The organism is Stenotrophomonas sp. GD04054 (assembly GCF_029836955.1).
In the GTDB taxonomy this organism is placed as follows: Bacteria; Pseudomonadota; Gammaproteobacteria; order Xanthomonadales; family Xanthomonadaceae; genus Stenotrophomonas; species Stenotrophomonas maltophilia_A.
Genome location: NZ_JAOECR010000016.1, coordinates 18,835 through 35,103 on the forward strand (window position 1 = coordinate 18,835; position 16,269 = coordinate 35,103).

At 64.8% G+C, this 16,269-nt stretch carries 15 protein-coding genes and 7 tRNA genes; 11 read left to right on the forward strand and 11 right to left on the reverse strand.

Going from position 1 to position 16,269, the window contains the following annotated elements:
* Nucleotides 1–112 precede the first annotated feature (112 nt).
* The 7 genes from N7573_RS09715 to N7573_RS09745 form a co-directional block, all read right to left on the reverse strand.
* Nucleotides 113–1,015 carry a cation diffusion facilitator family transporter gene (locus N7573_RS09715; protein ID WP_279912206.1) on the reverse strand — a complete coding sequence of 301 codons (903 nt, stop codon included), beginning with the start codon at nucleotides 1,013–1,015 and terminating at the stop codon, nucleotides 113–115.
* Between the two features lie 28 nt (nucleotides 1,016–1,043).
* The gene (locus tag N7573_RS09720) at nucleotides 1,044–3,332 is read right to left on the reverse strand and encodes an Orn/Lys/Arg decarboxylase N-terminal domain-containing protein (protein ID WP_279912205.1); all 2,289 of its coding nucleotides are present in this window, start codon (nucleotides 3,330–3,332) and stop codon (nucleotides 1,044–1,046) included.
* A 20-nt stretch (nucleotides 3,333–3,352) separates the two neighbouring features.
* The gene (adiC, locus tag N7573_RS09725) at nucleotides 3,353–4,705 is read right to left on the reverse strand and encodes an arginine/agmatine antiporter (RefSeq protein WP_006461445.1); all 1,353 of its coding nucleotides are present in this window, start codon (nucleotides 4,703–4,705) and stop codon (nucleotides 3,353–3,355) included.
* Nucleotides 4,706–4,781: 76 nt separating this feature from the next.
* The gene (locus N7573_RS09730) at nucleotides 4,782–6,215 is read right to left on the reverse strand and encodes a DcaP family trimeric outer membrane transporter (RefSeq protein ID WP_279912203.1); all 1,434 of its coding nucleotides are present in this window, start codon (nucleotides 6,213–6,215) and stop codon (nucleotides 4,782–4,784) included.
* A 517-nt stretch (nucleotides 6,216–6,732) separates the two neighbouring features.
* A complete protein-coding gene (gene dsbG, locus N7573_RS09735) occupies nucleotides 6,733–7,575 on the reverse strand; it encodes a thiol:disulfide interchange protein DsbG (RefSeq protein ID WP_032129379.1) in 843 nt (280 codons plus the stop codon).
* Nucleotides 7,576–7,605: 30 nt separating this feature from the next.
* Nucleotides 7,606–8,409, reverse strand: a complete 804-nt coding sequence (locus N7573_RS09740; RefSeq protein WP_279912202.1) for a TlpA disulfide reductase family protein — start codon at nucleotides 8,407–8,409, stop codon at nucleotides 7,606–7,608.
* A gap of 80 nt (nucleotides 8,410–8,489) precedes the next feature.
* The gene (locus tag N7573_RS09745) at nucleotides 8,490–9,557 is read right to left on the reverse strand and encodes a helix-turn-helix domain-containing protein (protein ID WP_032129381.1); all 1,068 of its coding nucleotides are present in this window, start codon (nucleotides 9,555–9,557) and stop codon (nucleotides 8,490–8,492) included.
* A gap of 186 nt (nucleotides 9,558–9,743) precedes the next feature.
* Here N7573_RS09745 and N7573_RS09750 point away from each other — a divergent pair, with 186 nt between their 5' ends.
* From N7573_RS09750 to N7573_RS09780, 7 genes are all read left to right on the forward strand, one after another.
* Nucleotides 9,744–10,157, forward strand: coding sequence for a heavy metal-responsive transcriptional regulator (locus N7573_RS09750; protein ID WP_032129382.1), 414 nt, complete (start codon nucleotides 9,744–9,746; stop codon nucleotides 10,155–10,157).
* Between the two features lie 89 nt (nucleotides 10,158–10,246).
* Nucleotides 10,247–10,322 (forward strand) — tRNA-Ala (locus N7573_RS09755).
* Between the two features lie 54 nt (nucleotides 10,323–10,376).
* Nucleotides 10,377–10,452, forward strand: a tRNA-Glu gene (locus N7573_RS09760).
* A 184-nt stretch (nucleotides 10,453–10,636) separates the two neighbouring features.
* Nucleotides 10,637–10,712, forward strand: a tRNA-Ala gene (locus N7573_RS09765).
* 49 nt (nucleotides 10,713–10,761) lie between these two features.
* A tRNA-Glu gene (locus N7573_RS09770) sits at nucleotides 10,762–10,837 on the forward strand.
* 46 nt (nucleotides 10,838–10,883) lie between these two features.
* Nucleotides 10,884–10,959: transfer RNA gene (locus tag N7573_RS09775), tRNA-Ala, on the forward strand.
* A 47-nt stretch (nucleotides 10,960–11,006) separates the two neighbouring features.
* Nucleotides 11,007–11,082, forward strand: a tRNA-Glu gene (locus N7573_RS09780).
* A 165-nt stretch (nucleotides 11,083–11,247) separates the two neighbouring features.
* Here N7573_RS09780 and N7573_RS09785 read toward each other — a convergent pair.
* Nucleotides 11,248–11,664: a GNAT family N-acetyltransferase gene (locus tag N7573_RS09785; protein WP_010484960.1), complete on the reverse strand. Its 417-nt coding sequence runs from the start codon at nucleotides 11,662–11,664 to the stop codon at nucleotides 11,248–11,250.
* A 77-nt stretch (nucleotides 11,665–11,741) separates the two neighbouring features.
* Here N7573_RS09785 and N7573_RS09790 point away from each other — a divergent pair, with 77 nt between their 5' ends.
* On the forward strand, nucleotides 11,742–12,698 hold the full coding sequence (locus tag N7573_RS09790) for an SOS response-associated peptidase family protein (protein ID WP_279912201.1): 957 nt from the start codon (nucleotides 11,742–11,744) through the stop codon (nucleotides 12,696–12,698).
* A gap of 45 nt (nucleotides 12,699–12,743) precedes the next feature.
* On the opposite strand, the gene N7573_RS09795 is transcribed toward N7573_RS09790, so the two are convergent.
* A complete protein-coding gene (locus N7573_RS09795) occupies nucleotides 12,744–12,941 on the reverse strand; it encodes a hypothetical protein (protein ID WP_010484956.1) in 198 nt (65 codons plus the stop codon).
* Nucleotides 12,942–13,010: 69 nt separating this feature from the next.
* Nucleotides 13,011–13,391 (reverse strand): response regulator, encoded by a 381-nt coding sequence (locus N7573_RS09800; RefSeq protein WP_032129385.1) that lies wholly within the window; start codon nucleotides 13,389–13,391, stop codon nucleotides 13,011–13,013.
* A gap of 132 nt (nucleotides 13,392–13,523) precedes the next feature.
* Here N7573_RS09800 and N7573_RS09805 point away from each other — a divergent pair.
* Nucleotides 13,524–13,609, forward strand: a tRNA-Leu gene (locus N7573_RS09805).
* Nucleotides 13,610–13,698: 89 nt separating this feature from the next.
* On the opposite strand, the gene N7573_RS09810 is transcribed toward N7573_RS09805, so the two are convergent.
* Nucleotides 13,699–14,199 carry a hypothetical protein gene (locus N7573_RS09810; RefSeq protein WP_279912200.1) on the reverse strand — a complete coding sequence of 167 codons (501 nt, stop codon included), beginning with the start codon at nucleotides 14,197–14,199 and terminating at the stop codon, nucleotides 13,699–13,701.
* Between the two features lie 244 nt (nucleotides 14,200–14,443).
* On the opposite strand from N7573_RS09810, the gene N7573_RS09815 reads away from it, so the two are divergent.
* Together N7573_RS09815 and N7573_RS09820 are read left to right on the forward strand one after the other, a co-directional pair.
* Nucleotides 14,444–15,109: an SOS response-associated peptidase gene (locus N7573_RS09815; RefSeq protein ID WP_279912199.1), complete on the forward strand. Its 666-nt coding sequence runs from the start codon at nucleotides 14,444–14,446 to the stop codon at nucleotides 15,107–15,109.
* Nucleotides 15,110–15,171: 62 nt separating this feature from the next.
* Nucleotides 15,172–16,257, forward strand: a complete 1,086-nt coding sequence (locus N7573_RS09820) for an acyltransferase (protein WP_279912198.1) — start codon at nucleotides 15,172–15,174, stop codon at nucleotides 16,255–16,257.
* Nucleotides 16,258–16,269: the final 12 nt, after the last annotated feature.

A 16,269-nucleotide genomic window follows, 5' to 3' on the forward strand; every position in this document is an offset into this window, starting at 1 on the left:
TGCAACAGAGTAGTCCGCCATGCGCAACGATCGCGCGTTCCCGTGGACTCGAGCCTGCTCGACTTCCACCGACCAGAAGCAGTCGAGCAAGCTCGACTCTACAGAAGCGTGGTCACGTCCACGCTGGGTCTGCGGTGAAATCAATGGTCAACCAGAACGTGCTGCCCCGCGCATCCAGCCGTACCGCAATCTCGTCACGCATCGCATCGACCTCGCCCACTGAACCCAGCGGCGTGGCCGGGTCGGCCAGCACGTGGATCTCGATGAAGCGCATCCGCCACATCTTCGCCACATGGCTGGTGAAACCGGCATAGCCACGCTCGGCGACGAACGCCTGCATCACCCGCTGCACGCGCCGGTCCAGATCATCCGGTGCCACCTGCAGCACTTCGCGCATGGCCTTCCAGGCACCCCGCGCCGGCACCGGCAACACCGCCAGGCTGATCAACGCCAGCACGATCGAATCCAGGTACGGCACCCAGTGGTGCCACTCGCCACCGTGCAGGACCAGCGCCAACACGAAGGCCAGCACCACCGCCAGGCTCATCAACCCGCCCAGCAGCCAGCCGCGCACATCCAGCCACAACAGCGCGGAGCGCAGATGCCGCGCCCGCTGCGCGACGAACGCCGCCATCGCCAGGTTGCTGGCACTCAGCAATGCCGCCCACCACAGCGCGGGCCCGAATTTCACTTCGTGCCCGCCCGTGGTCAAACCGATCACGGCGTTGGCCAGCGCGTACACGCAGGCCAGCGACAGGATCACCCCGCCCAGCGCCTCGACCATCGGCTCCAGATGCCAGTAGCCGTACTGGAAGCGCGGGCTCTGTTCCCGCGCCACCAGCCGCAGCACCGACAACGACACCAGGGTCAGGGCGACGTCGACCAGGCTGTACACGCCGTCGAACAGGATGGCCTGCGATCCCACCAGCAGGCCACCGATGAAGCCGACCGCGCTCACCGCCAGGGTGACCCCGATCGAGAACTTCAGGATGCGTTGCTCGCGCGCAGTATCCATCGTTCGCCGAGGGGCCGACCGTTGCCGGTCAGGCCTTCAGCACCTCCACCTTGTACGAAACCGCATCACCCTCCTGCTCGATGATGAGCCCGTGCACGTCCGACTCGAAGCCCGGGAAACGGGCGTTCTGCTCGCGGGCGATGCGCAGCGACTGGATGATCGGCTCGTCGCTGTCACCGAAACGCTCACCCGGCATGATGGTCGGGATGCCCGGCGGGTACGGCACCAGCATGGTCGCCGCAATGCGGCCACTGATCTGCTCGATGTCGACCCGCTCGATCTCGCCCTTCACAAGGTGGTTGTAGGCATCGGCCGGGGTCATCACCGGCGCCGGCAGATCCACGTACATCTCACGCATCACCTTGGCCACGGCAAATTCCTGGTTGAATGCATGCAGCGCATCGCACAGGTCACGCAGGCCCCAACCGGCGTAGGCATTCGGATAGTCGGCAGCCAGCGTCGGCAGTGCCTGGCTCAGCGGCGCATTGCGGTCGTAGAGTTCCTTGAACGCCATCAGCTCGGTGACCAGGGTGCTCCACTTGCCCTTGGTGATGCCCATCGAGAACAGGAACAGCACCGAATACAGATTGGTCTTTTCCACGGTGATGCCGCGGCCCCACAGGAACTTGCTCAGCACCGCTGCCGGAATGCCCAGCTTGCCCATGCTGCCGTCCATCGCCAGGCCGGGGGTCAGCAGGGTCACCTTGATCGGGTCGATCAGCACATAGTCGTCGACCAGGTTCTCGAAGCCGTGCCAGTGCGCATCCGGCTGCAGGTACCACTCCTCGCGCTTGGCCACCAGCGGCGCTGGCGTGTCGCCCTTGTCCAGGCTGCGCTCGACCTGGGTCGGCTGCCACACGCTGAACCACCAGTCGTCGCGCCCAAGGTCATCGCGTACGTGCAGCATCGCGCGGCGGAAGGCAATGGCCTCGTCGTGCATTTCCTGTACCAGCGAACGGCCCGCATCGCCTTCCATCATCTTCGAGGCCACGTCACAGGCCGCGATCACCCCGTAGTGCGGGCTGGTCGAGGTGTGCATCATGAACGACTCATTGAAACGCTCGGCATCCAGGTTGCGTTGCGCCGAGTTGCGTACGTGGATCATCGACGCCTGCGAGAACGCCGCCAGCAGCTTGTGGGTGGAATGCGTGGTGAAGATGATCGCATCCTGCTCACGCGGCTTGCCCTTGGCCATGCCGTAATGGTTCTCGTAGAACGGATGGAACGCAGCATAGGCGTACCACGCTTCGTCGAAATGCAGGAAGTCGACCGCGCTGCCGATCTCGTCGGCGATCTTCTCGGCGTTGTAGCACAGGCCGTCGTAGGTCGAGTTGGTGACCACCGCGATGCGCGGCTTGGAGCCGGCCTTGTAGGCCTGGCTGGCCAGCGGGTTGGCAGCGATGCGCTGCTGCAGCGACTCCGGCGTGAACTGGTCCAGGCTGATCGGGCCGATGATGCCGTGCGCGTTGCGGCTGGGGGTGAAGTACACCGGCACCGCACCGGTCATGATCAGCGCGTGCAGCAGCGACTTGTGGCAGTTGCGGTCGACGAACACCACGTCGCCGCGGGCCACCGTACCGTGCCAGACGATCTTGTTGGCGGTGGAGGTGCCGTTGGTGACGAAGAAGGTATGGTCGGCACCGAAGTTGCGTGCGGCCTCGTTCTCGGCGTCCTTGATCGGGCCGGTGTGATCGAGCAGCGAACCCAGTTCCGGCACCGAGATCGACAGATCGCTGCGCAGGGTGTTCTCGCCGTAGAACTGATGGAATGCACGACCGACCGGCGACTTGGTGAACGCCACGCCGCCGGCATGGCCGGGCGTGTGCCAGGAGTAGTTCGACTCGGCCGCATGGTGGATCAATGCCTTGAAGAACGGCGGCAGCAGGTTCTTCATGTAGTCTTCGGCCGCGCGCATCACCTGCCGCGAGATGAAGCTCTTGGTATCTTCGAACAGGAAGATGAAACCGTGGATGTACTTGAGCAGCTTGCTCGGCACCTTCTCGATGGTGCGGCGCTCGCCGTACAGGAACACCGGCAGATTGGCGCGGCGTGCGCTCTGCTCGCGCAGGAAGGCGGTCAGGCGCTGGAACTCGCCATCCACCTCTTCACTGCCGTCGATCGAGATCAGCACCGCCGAGGCCGCCACGTAGGTGCGGGCACCGGCGCGGGCATCATCCAGGTTCAGGCCGCACAGCACGCGCTGGTCGTTGCTGCGCAGCTCCTCCACCAGGGCGCGGATCAGGATGCCGCCGATGCGCGGCGACTCGTAGTCGTTGTCGATGACAATGACCGGATAGTCCAGGGACTTGAAGTACACGTTGATTCTCCTTGTCTAACTCAGGAACGCTGGGCGCCGGCGCTGATGGCCGATGCCTCGCGGGCGCGCTGCCGCTGCTGGCGGCGCTCCTCGCTGAAGAAGGGATAGAACACGGTGATGAACAGCACGAACAGGAAGGCGTACTGCACGATGGTTCCCGACGAGCCGTAGATCGCCCACAGGCAGTACACGACGGTCAGGCTGGTCAGTGTCCAGAACGCACCGGTGTGAACCAGGGTGTGCGAACGCTCGACCACGAAGTAGCAGGCCACGCACGAGTAGATGTAGGGCAGCAGGGTCAGCACCACCGCCGCCGACGTGATCACGTCGAACTGGGCCGACGCGGTTTCCGAGGTGGAGGTGACCAGCACCGCCAGGGTCATCAGCACCGCCACGATCAGCACGCCCTTGACCGGCACGTCGTCCTTGTTGGTCTTGCTGAAGATGCTCGGGAACAGGCCATCATCGGAGGCCGCCTTGGCACTCTGTGCGGTCAGCAGGATCCAGCCGCCCAGCGAACCGGCAGCGCCGATGAAGGCACACAGGCTCACCAGCGCGCCGCCCCAGCCACCGACGGCCTTGGCGGCAGCCAGTGCGAACGGAGCATCGGAGGTCTGCAGCTCGCCATTGGGCACCATGCCCATGATCACCGACGAACTGGCGATGTAGGCGATGGCAGCCAGGAACACGCCCGCCAGGGTGGCGCGGGCCACGTTCTTTTCCGGATTCTCCACCACGCCGGCAGTGACCGAGGCAGATTCGACGCCGATGAAGGCCCACAGGGTCAGTGCCGCGGCACTGGAGATCGCGCCGAAGTTGGATTCACCGGACACGTTGTAGGCGCCCTTGAAGATGTCGGCATCGAAGAAGAACCAGCCGAAGATGGCGATACCCAGGATCGGCACCAGCGCGAAGCTGGTGGTGACCGTCTGCACGCGGCTGACGAAGGCCGGGCCGATCATGTTGGCGAAGCTCAGCGCCCACACCAGCACAAGCACCGCGATGCAGCGCACCAGCGGCTCGGACAGGATCGGGAAGAAGTAGCTGAAGTAGCCCACCGCCGCGATAGGAATGGCGACGTTGCCGATCCAGTTGGCGAACCAGTAGATGGTATTGGTCTGGAAGCCCATGTAGGGCCCGAACCAGTCACGCGCATAGGCATAGGGGCCGCCCGCCTTGGGTGCCAGCTTGCCCAGCTTGGCGAACACGAAGGCCAGCAGCAGCGCACCGGCGGTGGTGATCAGCCAGCCCCAGATCGAGGCGGTGCCGATCTTGGCCAGACTGGATGGCAACAGGAACACCCCTGAGCCCATCATGTTGCCGGCGACGAGGAAGGTGGCTCCGACCACCCCGATTTTCTTTGCTTCTGCCATGACAATCTCCTGTACTGGCATGAGCCCGGTACAACCGGGCGTGGGGACGGTTACGCTGGCGTACGACCGCTGGCGCCTATTTGATGAAGTTGTATTGCAGGCTGCCCTGCACCCGGACCGTGTCGCCGCGCGCGCCGCCCTGCTGTTCCAGGCGGCCGTACAGCAGCTCCATGCCCATCGTCCACGAAGGCGCCGGGCTCCAGATCAGGTTGAACACGCCGTAGCGGCTCTGCCGGAATGCGTCGGCCGCCAATGCAGCATTCCGCTCCAAGGTCAGCTGGCCGAAGATCAGGTTCGAACGCCACAGCTCGGACCAGTAATGGGTGTAGCCGACGAAACCGCCGTGCAGGTCCAGCGCGTCTAGACGGCCATCGGCACTGACCACCGCGTCCAGTCCGGAGCCGGTCAGGTCGGCGGTGTAACGGCTGAGGCCGCGCCCGCCGAGGGCACCGAACAGCAGCAGGTCGCGCTCGCCCACCGAGGCCGAACCGCTGAGTTGCAGGCCACCGGCCATACGCCGGTCGCGCTCGCCATCGCCGTCATAGGCCAGGCTGCGTGCCACCGCGCCCAGCTGCAGGTGGCCCCAGTCGCGCTCCATGCGCGCGGTCACCGTCACGTCGGGCAGGCGGTTCACTGCCGCTCGCTCATCGCTGGCGCCGGCCAGTTCGGTCTTCGGATCTTCGGCGGCGACGGTCAGGGTGTTGCCCTTGCCCATCGCGAAACTGTGGTGGATGCCTGCCACCAGCAGGTAGCCGGCACCGCCGGGACCTTCGAAATCCAATGTGTCGGGCAGGCTGTCCGGATCCATGAAGCTGGAGTAGCCGTAACCGGCATAGGTATTGCCGAGCTGGCCATAGGCATGGCGCAGCCGGAATTCGTAGCCGTCACTACTGCCGAAGAAGTCGTTCTCCAGATAGAAGCGCAGGTTGCCGTGCGTGGTCGGACGTCGCGCCTCGAAACTGAAGCGGGTCTGCTTGGCATGGATGTTGAAGTTCGAGACATCACGATGACTGCCGCCGACCGGCATCGACGAAGGAATGAACTGATCCTCATCCCCCGCTGCACGCGAATCGGCGATGGCATCGAGCTTGGCGTAGCCGCCGATACGGATCACCGTATCGGTGCCGGGAATGGCGAAGAAGCCTTTCAGATCCGGGTCGGTCGGGCCGGCCGCACTGCCCGGTCGCGACGCGGCGGTGGACGGATCGGCCACCGATTCGCGCTGCGGCAGCACCGGCTGTGCCACGCCCGGCACCTGGGTGGGGTGCAGCAGGTTGGCAGTGCTGGCAGGCGCGATCACGGCGGCGGGTGCCTGTGCAGTAGCAGGCGCAACGGTTGCGTCGCGCTGCTCAAGGCGGTCCAAACGCTGCTGCATGCCCTCCAGCGCCTGCCGCATGGCCGCAATCTCACGACGCAGCGCCTGCGCGTCCTCCTTGTCATCCACCTGTGCATACGCCGGCGTGATCGCCAGTGCTGTCACACAGGCCAGGCTCAGTACCGCCACGCGCATTGCATCCTCCCTGGACGACCCCTGTTCGCAGCACGCAGACGGGACGCACGCATGCGCCACTCCGGCCTCGTGCTGCCGTTGCTGGAAATGCGGATACTGCGTCGACGACACCGGCCAGCCTGCGCATGGCAGGCAACAGGACGATGACACTGCCCTGCCCGCACCGATGTCGACGCCATCAAGGCCGCGCTGCCAGAGAGGTGGCGACCGCAGCGGTCTGGGTAACAAGCACGGAGTGAGAGTGTCGTGAATGGCTGTGCCAGCCGACCCTGATCAGGGCGTGGCGAGCGCGGCATCCATCGCGCATTGACGCTGTATTCCATGCGTCACAGGCTAATCCGCCTGTCGTTTTTGGCCTTGATTGGAATCAAGGCGGGATGCTTGATGTCAGTCACGATTCAGACGTGACGATGAACCACTGTTGCGCGGGCCCGCAACCGCAATGCCCGCCATGGAATGCGACAGGCCCGCATGCTGCCATGCGGGCCTGCGCAATGTTTCATGGGGCTGGCGCCACTCAGCGCGGGCCAAGCACCGTCTGCAGATCGGCACCCTGCGGCAGACCCGCACGACGCTGCACCTGGCCCTGTGCGTCCTGGAACAGGATGCCCGGTGTGCCCTGGAAGCCCATCTCGATCATCAGCACCTGATTGGCGTCGAGCTTGCCAGCGATCTCGCGGCTGATGTTCGGCAGCGCCTTGATGCCACCGCGATCAAAATCGTGCTCGTTCTGCAGCAGCGCTGCGCTCGGGTCACGCGCGGCAAGGATCGCCGCGGCCTTGGCCGGGCTGTCCTCGCGGATCACGCCGACCATGATGTGACGCAGCTGCACCTTGCCGGCATCGACCCACGGCCGTGCCGCTTCCCAGAACTTGTGGCAGTACGGGCAGTTGGCATCGCTGAAGGTGTAGACCACGCGCGGCGCATCGGCCTTGCCATCACGCACCCAGGCGCTGGCTTCCAGCTTGGTCCACATCTTGGCCGACATCGGCGAAGCCACCAGCTTCTCAACGGCCTCAGCGGCTACATCGTTGCCCTCCGCATCGAACAGGCTGCCGACCAGTACGTTCTTGCCGTCAGCAGTGACATAGGCCGCTGCCGGCTGCTGGCCGCCGACCACGCCGGCGAAGCCCCGCAGGCCACCGGGGGCATCGAATTCTGCGACGACCTCGAAACCATGCTTCTCGATGCCCTTCAGCACCGCAGGACGATCGCCCTTGTTGGCCGTGGCTGTGGCGCTCGCTGCCGGTGCCGCGGCTGTCTTGCCCGGTGGCGTCTGTGCCTGGCTGCAGGCGGCCAATGCCAGCAGGACCGGCAGCAACAGCACCGCAGGGGCGGTGCGCAGGGAAGTCGACAACATGGGAACTCCGTAGTGAGATGCCCGCGCAGGCTACCGCAGCCGGCGCAGTTTGTGTTCAAGACCGGCTGCCGTCAGTTCGCCCAGGTGCAGTTCACGCAGGCGCCCTTCGGCGTCGAAGAACAGGGTCGAGGGATAGGCCTGCACGCCCAGCACCGTGGATGCCGCAGCGTCATCATCGAGCAATACGTTGTGCAGCAGGAGCCGTTCGCGCGCAACGAAACCCTGGACCTCCTCAAGGGCTTCACCCTGGTTGAGGAACACGAACTGCACGTCCGCATGCGCCTGCTGCGCCGCAGCCAGGACCGGCATCTCGCGCCGGCAGGGCCCGCACCAGGTCGCCCAGAGATTCAGCACCAGCGGTTTTCCCCGGAACTGCTGCAGATCAACCCTGCCCCCCTGCAGATCAGCAACCTGCAGTACCGGCAAGGGCATCTGCCGCTCCTGCCATGCGGACAGCAGCTGACTGCCGCCCGCCCATAGCAGCACACCCGCCAACGCTGCGCCCAGCACCGGGGCGCGCAACGCCCGCCATGGGCGCACCCGCCACAGCCCCCATGCCGATCCCGCAACCAGGACAACCACCAGGTGGTAGCCACCATCGGCAATCTGCAGAATGCTCCACGGCGCCTCGCGATACAGCGCGAAGTTCAAGGCCACGAAGCTGATGCGACCACACAGCAGGCCCACCAGCAGCATGTCCAGAACCATGCTGGGTGCAGAAGGCAGCGGCACGCCGTCCTTCCTGCGTGGCCATAGACGTGCCACGGCCATGGCAATCACTACGCACACGAGAATCAACACCACCGGCATCGGCACCGGCCCAACGCTCGACATCAGACCACCTGTTCAATCGTCCACTGACTGCATGGTCGAAGTGTCGCGCTCCGGTTGCAAGCGCGACGATGCCGCCGACATCAGGCCGCGCTGCGCCCCAGTTGCATCACCGACGGCGATTGCAGCCCGCGCAGGCTGCCTGCCACCGACGGCATCAAGGGCCGCTCGCGACGCTTGCTGCTGACGTGACGCCGATAGTTGGCCGGCGTCATGCCAACGATGCGCAGGAACAACCGGCGGAAAGCACTCTGATCAGCGTAGCCGACACCCCACGCCACCTCATCGATACCCGCCCCCTGCTGCAGCAGGGTCTGCGCCTTGGCGATGCGCAGCCGTTGGCAGTATTCGATCGGCCGCAGGCCGGTGGCCTTGAGGAACCGCCGCTGCAGTGTGCGCGGCTCCAGCCCGGAGACCTCGCAGATCGCGGCAAGGGTGGCGCCGCGTGCCGCCGTGGTGTGCAGCCAGCGCTGTGCCTTCAGCACATCACGATCGCCATGTGCGAAGTTGGCGCTGAAGCGCTCCAGGTCCTGCTGGATCGTGGCGGGCACGGTGATGCCCAGTTGCTGTGCGACCGCACTGGCCACGCCCTGCCCGTGCAGCCGGTACAACAATCGCAGGCCAAGGAAGCGCCAGGCCTGGGCCCCGCCGACCGTCAGCAGGTCACCGTCATCCACCAGCGCCCGCTCGCTCGGCACCCAGCTCGCGGCCTGCGCCTGCAGGCCTGGATGGCGCCCGAGATCGGGGCCACTGACCGTACGCCCGGCCAGCAACCCGGCACGTGCCAGCACGCTGACGCCATCACTGGCGGCGGCCAGCAGACTGCCGCCGTCATAGTGCGCGCGCAGCCAGTCCAGCAGGACCTCGTCCGCGCGCAGGCACGCGCCGGCACTGATCTGGCCGGGAACCGCGATCACAGCCGGGATGGCCGCATCGAGCATTTCCGCACCCGCAATACGATGCACCCCGGTCTGGCTGGCCGGCACGATCCAGCGGGTGACCAGCACCCGCTTGAACGGCCGACGCTGCTGCTGGGCAAGGCGATTGGCAACGTGCGCCATTTCGGCCAGTACGGAGGCGGCAGACGGATCACCTCCCGGGTATTCAACCACCGCGATCTCGACGAATCCTTCGTTCCTGAATCCTTCCACAGACCACCTCCTCGGTTCGTTGCAGGCCATCGAACGGCCGGTTCAGGCGAAGGGTAGGAACTGGTCCATCGGCGGGGCTATGAAGAAAGTTGCAAAGTGCGCTGAATGCGCGCACCCGGGCCAAGCCTTGACTCTCGACCAGACTCCAGGCTTCACAATGGTCGGCAGCCCCTGCAGGAATCCGCCATGAACATTGGACAACTGGCCCGCCAGGCGGGCGTACCGATCGATACGGTGCGCTACTACGAACGACAGCAGCTGCTGCCGACCGCGGCCCGCTCGGCGGGTGGCTACCGCATCTTCGGCGAGCAGGACCTGCGCCGGCTGCGATTCATCCGCCGCGCCAAGGCGCTGGGCTTCAGCCTTGAAGAGATCGGCGAGCTGCTCGCATTGAGCGATCGCCATTCGCAGGACATGGGCAGCGTGCGCGACACCGCGCAGGCGCGCCTGCAGGACATCGCACAGCGGATGGCGGAGCTGCAACGCATGCACACTGCACTTTCGCTGCTGGTCGACGCCTGCCCAGGTCACGGCGCGCTGGACCAGTGCCCGATCCTGGCGGCACTGACCGACGACGCTGCACAGGCGAAAGGCGACTGACATCGGCTTCGCAACGCACGTGAAGAAAAGTGCAACAAATGCTTGCCAACCCCCTGGGGCAAGGCTATTATTTCGCTCCTCAGCGACGTGGGGCCATAGCTCAGCTGGGAGAGCGCCTGCATGGCATGCAGGAGGTCAGCGGTTCGATCCCGCTTGGCTCCACCAATCTTTCGGCATTAGGCCGTCGAAAGGTCGCTAAAGAACATTGATGAGAATTGCGTCCCCATCGTCTAGAGGCCTAGGACATCACCCTTTCACGGTGGCGACCGGGGTTCGAATCCCCGTGGGGACGCCACTCATCACGAACAATGAGGACCCGGCCGATAACCGGGTCTTTTTTGTTCACCGCCTACCGGCATTCAGGTTGTGGCGTTGCGATTCCCCTGCCCTCGTGGTCGCGGTTGAACCGGAACGAAAAAAGCTCAAAAAAAGCTTCCACAAACGTGAACACGCAGGTATGATAGGCGGCTCGGTAACACGGGGCCATAGCTCAGCTGGGAGAGCGCCTGCATGGCATGCAGGAGGTCAGCGGTTCGATCCCGCTTGGCTCCACCACTTTCGACATTAGGCCGTCGAAAGTTCTACAACTTGAAGTTTTTCGTGCGTCCCCATCGTCTAGAGGCCTAGGACATCACCCTTTCACGGTGGCGACCGGGGTTCGAATCCCCGTGGGGACGCCAGTTTCAAAACGGACTCTGCTCCCGGCAGATCATCCGGAGTTTCATTGGGGCCATAGCTCAGCTGGGAGAGCGCCTGCATGGCATGCAGGAGGTCAGCGGTTCGATCCCGCTTGGCTCCACCACTTCGACATTAGGCCGTCGAAGGATCTACAACTTGAAGTTTTCGTGCGTCCCCATCGTCTAGAGGCCTAGGACATCACCCTTTCACGGTGGCGACCGGGGTTCGAATCCCCGTGGGGACGCCAATTCTTTAAAACCCCGGCTTCGGCCGGGGTTTTTCTTTGCCTGTGATTCCTGGGAAGGCCCTATCCACGCATGGCGCGGATCTACTGCAGGGCCGGGATGGATCCGGCGGCCGGTTGGCCCAGTAGATCCACGCCATGCGTGGATGGCTTCAACTCGGCCACACCTCAGAACCGGCGATACATCCCGATCGATGCAGGTGCGGTGGGTGCGAAACCAAACTGCGCGTACAACCGGTGCGCTTCACCATCCGCCAGAAGGCTGACGTATGCCGACGGCGGCAGGTTCGCCTGCATCCAGCCCTCCAGGCGACGCATCACTTCCTTGCCCAGGCCCTGCCCCTGCAGGCGCGGCAACACAGCGATATCGCAGACCTGCAGGTGGCAGCCCCCATCGCCGACGATGCGCCCCATCGCCACCAGCTCGTTACCCTGGTAGGCACACACGCCATACAGGGTATTGGGCAGCGCGCGTGCCGCCGCCTCCTGGCTCTTGGCACTGAGGCCCGCCAGCACACGCAGCTGGCAATAGTCTTCGACCGTGGGCACGGCGTCGCGGAACTGGCAGGCGACGGAATCATTCATGCGCTATCTCCCTGTAGGTCGGGCTATCCTGCCTCATCCATGTCGCAGCTGCTGCGACCCACGCCCGCAGAGTTCCCATGTGCTATTCCGCCCTCATCCGCGCCGACTACGCCAAGCTGGTGCGCGAGTTCGGCGCCATCCTGTCGTTGGAAGAATTCGCGGAGCTGTACGCGCACGATCCTGGCAAGAAGCGCCCCAGAACTCCCAAGGCGATGGATGACGGCTTCGCCGGCGCGCGCACCGAGCAGGGCCGCGACATCGTCGCGAAAATCCAGCAGTGGCATGCGCAGGAACGCCAGGATCTGGAAGCGGAGCTGGCCCGCCAGCGCGAGCGACGCGATATTGCCAATGCCACGCTGGCGACCCGCCCCACCCAGAAGGCACGCAACGACCTGCGCGTGGCCGGCAACCGCATCGATCGTGCGCAGGCTCGGCTGGAAGATCTGCACCGGGTGCAGTTGCTGCCGCGCGACAACCGTATTTTCCCCGGTACCTACGCACCGGTGATGGTCAGCGAGGGCGGCAAACGCGTGATCAAGCCGATGCGCTACCAGTGCCGGCTGCCGGACAAGCCTGCGCGCAACGACGTGCTATATCCGGGCACCTACAACGCGCGGCGCGACAGCCTGGAAGGCTATTGGCGCGGTGCGTTCGGGCTGCGCCACGGCGTGGTGGTGGTGCAGGCGTTCTATGAGCACGTGCCACGCCATGCCATCGCCTGCCGTACGCTGGGTGCCGATGAGAAGGATCAGGACGTGGTGCTGGAGTTCCGGCCCGATCCCCCGCGCGACCTGCTGCTGGCCTGCCTGTGGGCGGAATGGGAAGGACCGGAAGGTCGCCTCCTGTCATTTGCCACGATCACCGACACGCCTCCGCACGACGTCGCCGCTGCGGGCCATGACCGCGGCGTCGTTCCCATCCGCAAGGAACACCTCGATGCCTGGCTCAATCCCGATCCGGATGACCTGGCGCGGCAGTACCGCATCCTCGACGACCGCGAGGAGATCCGCTACGTATACGAAGAAGCGGGCTGAACACCGCGCACAGATGAAAAACCCCGCCTGGGCGGGGTTCATGGATCAGGGATTGCCGCCGCACATCGCCTCTTCGCAGAAGGCCTGTTCCTGCAGGCACTGTTCAACCTCTCCACCCCGCGCGATGCAGCTCTTGTAGAGCTGGAAACAGGGCTGGCCACACCACGCGGCAGAGGCCGTACCACCGAAGACCGCCATCGAAAGGACACCCGCAGCAACCATGCGCTTGATCCACTTCTTCATGCCACTCTCCTTGTAGGCCTGAGCATTCAGGCCCGGGCAGGATACGCCCACCGCTTCAGCACGCGCCAATCAGGCGCTGGCGCTGGCGCGGCCCACTGCGCGTACCAGCGCCTGGCTCAGATCTGCCGAGAGATAGGGCTTGACCAGCAGCACGCCGGCCAGCATCGGCTCGGGCAGCTGCTCGGCCTGCATCCCGGTGGCCAGCACGAACGGCACTCCGCGCGCCGACAGTGCCGCAGCCACCGGCTCGCTGGTCTCATTGCGGGCCAGGCGGTAATCGAGCAGGGCCACGTCCGGGGTCGACGCCTGCAGCAGGCGCAGCGCTTCAGCCACGCTCGCGGCCAGCCCCACCACCGTCGCACCGGCATGCACCAGCTGCATCTGCAGCAGTGCGGCACTCATCTCGTCGTTCTCGACCACCAGCACCCTCAGGTCCTGCAACACTGTCATCGGCTACCGCTCCTGGAGGCATTCAAGCCGCCGCAGTATAGCCATGACAGGGCCGAAGCCGACAGGACGCGCCCCGATCGGCCTCCCCACTATGAAAGCCGTGCCGACCTCGGTTACACTCACACGCTGCCTGCCGGTGTGGCGGAATGGTATACGCAGCTGACTCAAAATCAGCCGGGGGTGACCCCATGAAGGTTCGAGTCCTTTCACCGGCACCAAAGACCCTTGCGGCATAAGGGTTTCCAAGAAAATGGCGTAATGGAGTCGTGAATCTTCCGGCTCCGCCTTTTTTCTTCATCCTCTCTCGCTACACACCGCGGCGCATCTGCTGCAGCCCTGCCCTCATCCACGCCTTGCGGGCGTCCTTCGGGCGAGGTTTGGTCTCCTTCGGCGGTCGGCGCGGCTCCAGCGCTTCCTTGATTCGCTCGATCTCCTTCGCTCCAGCCTCGGCCAAGCGCCGGGCCTGTTGCTGCTGCTCGCGGGTTGGCGGCAGGCCGGGCAGTGGCGGCGGCGGCTGGATCGGGGTGCTGTCTGTCAACCGGGCGACGGCTTCACGAAGGGGCAGATCGGGATACAGCCTGGCCGCGCACCAGCGCTCGGCGTAGCGCTTCGCCTGCCGGACGTTGGCGGCGCGGACTTCCTTCACGTCCCACATCTTCTGGCCTTCCATCCATAGCCGGACCCCAGGACCGCCATCGGGCGTAACGCTGGCCGTCTCGCGGCCGTTGTACCAGAGCGCCCAGCGCTCACCCGTCTGGACCCAGCCAGAGGGGATCGGGGCGGTGCGGAAGCCGTGGGAGGAATGCATGGCCGGGAGGATACGACCAGCCGTCGCAGATCCTGCGAACGCAGCAGCGACCTGCCTGAATCGTTCGGGATGGGTGCCGGCGCGGCGCTGCTCAAGCGCCCCCGGGTTGAGCTGCCTGCGGCCCCGGATCCGGCAAGTCCAGAATGCCTTCACCGCGCGCCCGGCACCATCGGGCAACCTCGCACTGTCGGGTCGGGCTGTCCCTACACACCCCGGGCACGGGTAGCAGGGCTACCCTCCTGCCATGTGCGGCCGATTCGTCCAGCTCCCCGTGATCAACTTCGGCCAGCCGGGGCTGGCTGACCTTGCCCCCGGCCTGGCCGAGATCCAGCCCAGCTACAACTTGGCGCCGACGCAGCGGGCGTCGGTGATTCTGGACCGCGGCGAAGGACGGCAGGTTACCCGGCTGGCGTGGGGCCTGCTGCCGTTCTGGGCGAAGGCCAAGGGCCTGCAGGGCTCGACCATCAATGCGCGCATCGAGACAGTGGCCACCAAGCCCGCCTTCCGGGCGGCGTTCAAGAAGCGCCGCTGTGTGATCCCCATGGCCGGCTACTTCGAATGGTCGGTGAGCCCGATCGACGAGAAGAAAGACCCGTGGTTCATTCACGCCACCGGGCCGCTGCTGGCCGCCGGCCTGTGGGAGGACACCAGTCCCCTGCTGCCAGACGGCAATCTGGGCACCTTCACCATCATCACAGGCGACAGCAGTGGCGTCTCGGCCGACATCCACGACCGCATGCCGGTGTGGCTGCAGGCTGGCCAGATCGATGGGTGGATGGCAGCTGGCCCGGACGATGCCATGGCGATGCTGCTGGCAAGTGAGCCGCCGGCGATGGAGGCCTACCGCGTCAGCCGCGCAGTGAACACGCCACGGAACAACCGCGAGGACCTGCTGCTGCAGGTAGCGTGAGGCGCGCCACCCTACACACCAGGCTGATCCATGGGAGAATTCCGAGCATGGAGGCGGTGCCTGTGAAAAAGAACGAAGACATTCAGGTCCTACGGGGGCTTGCCATCATTTTTGTAGTGCTGCAGCACTACAACAGCCGGCTGCCGACGCCCGATTGGTACAAGGCGATGTTCACGCATGTCGCGTTTTGGGGTGGTGTGGACATCTTCTTCGCCATCTCGGGCTACCTGATCTATCGCGCCTTCTCCAGGGACCTGCGCGTCGAACCGACTAAGGGATCGGCCCTGCAAGGATTTGCGATCAGACGATTCCGCAGGTTGTATCCAGCCTGTGCGGCATGGGTTCTAATCTCCATCGGCCTAGCGTTCGTGCTCACCACGGCACCAAATCCCGATCCCTGGCCCATTATCAAAAGCGGCTTTGCGGGCCTGACCGGCTGGTCGAACCTCTACTACGTCCTCTGCGTTCCCGACTATGTCGCCTGTGGCAACGCAGATTTCAATGGCGTCACATGGTCTCTGTCGGCGGAATGGCAGTTCTATGCGGCCCTGTCTCTCGCAATGCTTGCCATCGGTAAGCGCAGGGCAGTCCTTCTACTCCTGGCCATTGCGCTTGTCATGGCCAGTTTCCCCGCACCGTCATGGTCGATTCCATGGGCATTCCGTCCGATGGGCTTCATGCTCGGGGCGCTGATTGCCATGCTCACCGAAACATCAACCTGGGCGCCATCCAAGGTGCTGGGAAGGGGCATGCTCGGTGCTGGCTTGACCCTAGCGCTTGCAGCACCAGCGAATCTTCCACAACCTTTCGTCATCCCTGCTATCTCCATCGGCGGTGCGCTGTGCCTTCTATCCTCCTTGGGGGGGAACCTCTACTCAGGCAAGATGAGTGCACCCGTAAGGTGGATCGGAGAACGCTCATACTCCATCTACCTCTGCCATTTGCCTTCAATCCTGATTGTGCGTGAAGTCCTGACACGGGCAGGGATGACGGAAGCGACTCCCGCAAATGTGGCGTTGGCCATGATCGCGGCCGTCATGCTGATTGGCTTCTTGTCCAGCCTGTCCTACAAGCACATCGAGAATCGCTTCCAACGGCATAAAGCGGCTGAAGGAAAGGTGCCGCAACGCGCGGCAGCCTCGCCCTGACCCTTCAGCACA

What these genes read in the sequence shown, in the direction of transcription:
- N7573_RS09815 (WP_279912199.1), top strand. Translation starts at nt 14,444, where the DNA reads ATGTGCGGCCGATTCGTCCAGCTCCCCGTGATCAACTTCGGCCAGCCG.
- N7573_RS09800 (WP_032129385.1), bottom strand. Translation starts at nt 13,391, where the DNA reads ATGACAGTGTTGCAGGACCTGAGGGTGCTGGTGGTCGAGAACGACGAG.
- adiC (WP_006461445.1), bottom strand. Translation starts at nt 4,705, where the DNA reads ATGGCAGAAGCAAAGAAAATCGGGGTGGTCGGAGCCACCTTCCTCGTC.
- N7573_RS09715 (WP_279912206.1), bottom strand. Translation starts at nt 1,015, where the DNA reads ATGGATACTGCGCGCGAGCAACGCATCCTGAAGTTCTCGATCGGGGTC.
- N7573_RS09730 (WP_279912203.1), bottom strand. Translation starts at nt 6,215, where the DNA reads ATGCGCGTGGCGGTACTGAGCCTGGCCTGTGTGACAGCACTGGCGATC.
- N7573_RS09795 (WP_010484956.1), bottom strand. Translation starts at nt 12,941, where the DNA reads ATGAAGAAGTGGATCAAGCGCATGGTTGCTGCGGGTGTCCTTTCGATG.
- N7573_RS09750 (WP_032129382.1), top strand. Translation starts at nt 9,744, where the DNA reads ATGAACATTGGACAACTGGCCCGCCAGGCGGGCGTACCGATCGATACG.
- N7573_RS09810 (WP_279912200.1), bottom strand. Translation starts at nt 14,199, where the DNA reads ATGCATTCCTCCCACGGCTTCCGCACCGCCCCGATCCCCTCTGGCTGG.
- dsbG (WP_032129379.1), bottom strand. Translation starts at nt 7,575, where the DNA reads ATGTTGTCGACTTCCCTGCGCACCGCCCCTGCGGTGCTGTTGCTGCCG.
- N7573_RS09790 (WP_279912201.1), top strand. Translation starts at nt 11,742, where the DNA reads ATGTGCTATTCCGCCCTCATCCGCGCCGACTACGCCAAGCTGGTGCGC.
- N7573_RS09740 (WP_279912202.1), bottom strand. Translation starts at nt 8,409, where the DNA reads ATGTCGAGCGTTGGGCCGGTGCCGATGCCGGTGGTGTTGATTCTCGTG.
- N7573_RS09785 (WP_010484960.1), bottom strand. Translation starts at nt 11,664, where the DNA reads ATGAATGATTCCGTCGCCTGCCAGTTCCGCGACGCCGTGCCCACGGTC.